Source organism: Candidatus Sordicultor fermentans (genome assembly GCF_012728195.1).
Classification (GTDB): Bacteria; Atribacterota; Atribacteria; order Atribacterales; family Caldatribacteriaceae; genus Sordicultor; species Sordicultor fermentans.
On record NZ_JAAYFP010000213.1, the window covers coordinates 1 to 1,660 of the forward strand.

Here is a 1,660-nt window from a genome sequence, read left to right on the forward strand (position 1 = left end):
CTTATTTATATCCAAAATATCTGGCTATTTCCTCATTTATAGGCAAAGACATAATTTCCTCAAGAACTGCTTTTACCTGTTCAAAAGATTTTGTCCGGGGATCTCTTACCAGTATTTCTTCAAGAACTCGTTTATCTCCAGTGGTGTAAGCTTCCAGTGCCCACCTCATGCGTAGAATTCTGGGCATGAGATACATATTTTTAGTTCTCTCCGTAACATCCGGATCTAATTTTTCAGGCTGGATATTATCTTTACTCACTATCACCGGTATTTCTACCACCACATCATCAGGGATACCAGAAATCACTCCCCGATTCTGAAGATTGAGAATAAGTCTGGCTTCCGGTCCTCCAGAAATTCCATTTATAAAGGGAATGTGCTGTTCTCCACTCATTTTATCCCGGGTGAAAATTTCAGGATAGGCCTGAAACAGGTCTACTTCAGGATTTCTCCTCACTTCTTCAGCCAGATCGAGCAGCTTCTGTTTTTCTTTTCTGAGTGATTCATGAAAACGAGGCCTTTCTACCTCATTATCTATACCTCCAAACTTCCCATACCACTTCTTTTTAGTTTCCAGGTTATAGTTGTATTTCCAGCTCCCATTGCGACAGGTATCTCCTATGGGCAACATACCATAGAACTTATACATATCTATAACTGCAGGGCTAAGCTGAACGTCCCAGGGGTTTTCTGGCTGCCAGTGCTGAGATTCTTCCTCTATCCATTTATCAAGCAAAGGATAAGCATTTTCTCCCCGGTAAAGAAAGCGGTTTAACCATATTCCATGGTTCACCCCAGCGACTTGCCAGTCCACTTCTTCTGGGTTCAGCCCCAGAGTATGAAAAGCTCCAAACACTCCTGAGAACCCGTGACAAAAACCAATCACCTTTACTCCGGTAGATTGAGAAACAAATTGAGTAGCCTCAAAAACAGGATTAGCAGTTTGCAAGAGGTAAGCCTGAGGGGAAAGCTTCTCCATAAGCTCAGCAATCTCTGAAGATAACTTAAGGTCAGGATAGGAGCATAGAATATAGGAGTAAGTGGAAACCATATTAAACTCCTGGCTATCAATACCTCTATAGTAGCCATGCTTTTCTCCGATTTGAGTTATTAAATCATATCGGTCGGGATAAGAAGGAGCAGCGCTATGGATCACAAAGTCAGTTCCTTCTAATGCTTGAGACATATCCATGGTTTTTTCCAGTTTAAGACTTGCACCAAGATCTTCCACATATTTTTGAGCCAGGACATATATAGCTTCGAGCTTTTCCTCATTAATATCCATCAAGGAAACCAGAGAACCAGCAAGATTTTCAGTCTTGGCTATATCACCAATAAGTTGAAGAGAAAAACGAACACTTCCTGCGCCTATGATGGTTATTTTCATAATTTATTCCTCCTGTATAAACTTATCCCTTAATGTCAGTAAGGGTAATTCCCTCAACAAAGTATTGCTGAGCTATAAGAAACGCTCCCAGCATGGGCAATACAGATATTATATGCCATAAGCAGATTCCACTGAGCATCCATATCTCCCCTGAACAAAGTTATTCCCAGAGTAAGTGTTCTCTTGCCCGGGCTATTAATGAACACCAGAGGATAACGATAGTTATTCCATACATTGAGTAAAAATTCCCAGAGTAGTCAAAGCTGGCCTGGA

At 41.1% G+C, this 1,660-nt stretch carries 1 protein-coding gene; it reads right to left on the reverse strand.

Features of this window, described 5'->3' with window-relative positions:
* Position 1: 1 nt before the first annotated feature.
* Positions 2-1,387: an alpha-glucosidase AglA gene (aglA, locus tag GXZ17_RS10550; RefSeq protein WP_409377243.1), complete on the reverse strand. Its 1,386-nt coding sequence runs from the start codon at positions 1,385-1,387 to the stop codon at positions 2-4.
* Positions 1,388-1,660 lie beyond the last annotated feature (273 nt).